2 protein-coding genes and 1 pseudogene are annotated in these 2,565 nt (G+C 41.6%); all 3 read right to left on the minus strand.

The genetic code is table 11. From position 1 onward, the window contains the following. Positions 1 to 37 precede the first annotated feature (37 nt). A complete protein-coding gene (locus QUB14_RS28405) occupies positions 38 to 649 on the minus strand; it encodes a transposase (protein ID WP_333221556.1) in 612 nt (203 codons plus the stop codon). A gap of 47 nt (positions 650 to 696) precedes the next feature. After that, on the minus strand, positions 697 to 1,083 hold the full coding sequence (locus QUB14_RS28410) for a hypothetical protein (protein WP_333221558.1): 387 nt from the start codon (positions 1,081 to 1,083) through the stop codon (positions 697 to 699). 106 nt (positions 1,084 to 1,189) lie between these two features. Beyond that, positions 1,190 to 2,513 (minus strand): annotated as a pseudogene (locus QUB14_RS28415) (IS5 family transposase); the annotation flags it as partial. Positions 2,514 to 2,565 lie beyond the last annotated feature (52 nt).

Raw genomic sequence — 2,565 nt, forward strand, 5'->3', positions numbered from 1 at the left:
CAACCTTTTAAGTGGACATATAAGGGCAAAGTTTTGGCTATTTAATGGTCTGCTTATTTTCGCCGTGCTGTACTAGACCGCTGCCAAAGGTACTCCGCCTCTGATACTTTCTTTTTGATTGTTTAGGACGAACAATATACTTTTTGACCGATTTCATTTTCAGGGTTGTCCCTTGCATTACAGCATTACTATAAGCGAGTGCTATTAATAAAATGAGGGTCATCAGTCGCTTACCTTTTAAGCCAGTTCCCTCTAAATAATAACCTCCACTTTTATAATCTCGGAACATCTCTTCAATTCCCATCCGCTTTTTGTAGGCAGCGACCGCACTATTGAGAGAACCTAAATTTGTCAGGATAAACCAACCCTCCTTAACCGATATGCCCCGATATTTTCTTGGACATTTACAAGCCACATCAAATCCCCCTATCGGTTGAGTCTTTCTGACTTTGACTCCAGGGAAATAGAGAGAAATTCCGGGAACTAATCCTACCTGCTTCAACGGCTTCCAGATTTGAGGTTCGGTTTCGATACAAAGAGAGCATTTAAGCCGTAAACAAAAATATACACCTGCCTCCCCGATCCAGTTAGCCAGCTCGACCGAGCAAAATTCCCGGTCTCCTAAAACCACTACTTTATAATCTTTCAAAAGCGGTAAAATTTCTGAGAGCGCATCCCAATGTTGCTGTCAAATTACTACTTCCTAGCTTGGGTAACAGGGACCAGGATAAAGGGATAGCTCTCTTCTCCCAAACCAGGCTTACCACTCGTCAAGTTTATATATCCCCATTGGGTGCGATCGATGACAATTGATAAAGTCTGACCCACTTGGCAATAGGTGGTTAACCAATAAGTTATCAGGGGATACCAAATCTGGCGGAGGGTCAATTGAGGTAAATCCAAGAACCTTTGTAATTTCCGACGCCGGCTTTCGGCAGTAATCGGGTAGGGAAACACTCGCGCTAATTGCTCCAACTTAACTTGTCTGGACGATTGCAGTAGATTGAGCAGGATACTTAATACTAAAAACTGAGTACGAGTTAAGTGTTGCTGGAGATGCGTCTGATAAAATAGAGGTAACATAATTTGTGATAGGTCGTCGGTACTTTGAACGGGCCTATCTTTTTTTACCACAAGTGGGTCAACGCCTTACCTTGTCTAGCTTCTAACGGGGTTGTCACCCCCCCAGGATAGCAATAGTTGTTTGTGAAGTATTATCAAGTTTTGCCATGATACGATTGAGACCGAATCTTCGTTTACCTTCCCCGAATTTACCCTCAATCGCATTCCTAATTCTGTCATCTTCCAATGCTTGCTTCTTTTTCTCTTTACTGATATTTACTGGAGGCCTTCCTAAAGGCGGTCCGCTGATTCTAATGCCTTTTTCATGACACCAAGCTCGGTTTTCTATTGTACGATAAATTCGATCGGCATGAACGGACTCTGGATAATATCCTGTGAAGCTATGATATGCTTCTACTTGTGATTTTAGGTCTCCTGATTCGTTAAAATTATCCCAGATCATCCGGTCTAAAAATACATATCCTTCAAAACAGCTCGCTGATAGTTTAGCTCCAAATTCTACGCCTTTTCCGGCTTTTACTCTGACTATGGGGCGGATGTGGGGCTGAATTAAACTTACTATTCTCTCCTCAATACTCTGTTTATTGTTATCAAATAACCATTGCTGTTGGCGATAGACCTCTGTGAGGACTAGCAAGGTTTTATATTGCTTTTTGCTCAGGCGTTCGAGGGTCGCCCCTGACTCTATTAGCTGTTCAATATGAGCGAGGTTTCTTTTGATATATTGAAGTTGTTTTTTAATTGCCTGTCTCTTTTTGTTGCGGGATGGTCTTCTTTGTTTGGCTATTAATAAGTAATCTTTTCGGGCGAGATTACGGTAGGTTCTTGGTTTTTTCTGGATTTGACCTTTGAGCTGTTTATACAGGATATCTATGATTTTTTCGGTGTGAACTCTGGCTCTGTTTAATAGTCCTAAGTCGGTCGGATAGGTAATATCGGCGCTCAGCGCAGGTTGCATCTATGATTAGTTTTCCACGATTGGGTGACTCATTTTTGGCGTCCGAATCCTTTTTTTTTTCTGGTTTAACTGGGGTGATGTATCGGATTTTATTAACCATTCGTTCGTTGACTTTATTAATTAGGTTCGGACTAATTCCTTGCCGAAAATGAACTAAGAGAGATGGGTCAAAGGGTAGCTCGTTACTGTAGCTTGATTGACCAATAAAGTATTGTAGATAGGGGTTTTCCCGGATCTGTTCTATTGTTTCCGGATCGCTAATTCCCAGTTTTTCTGTGATGATTAATGCTCCCAACGCCATCCGAAAAGATTTGGCTGGTGCACCCTTTTATGTCGGGAAGTTAGCCGCATATTCTGATTCAAATTCATCCCACGGGATTATTTGGGCCATTTTTACCCAACGGTTGAGCGCTGACAATTTACATCCGTTGGTTAGTTCAAAGTCTAATACCAATTCACTATGAAGGTACACTAAAATATAGGGTAAAAGTAGAGGAAATCCAATATGGCGAACAAACTTCAGG

The sequence above is a fragment of the Microcoleus sp. B3-D2 genome (assembly GCF_036705345.1).
Taxonomy (GTDB): domain Bacteria; phylum Cyanobacteriota; class Cyanobacteriia; order Cyanobacteriales; family Microcoleaceae; genus Microcoleus.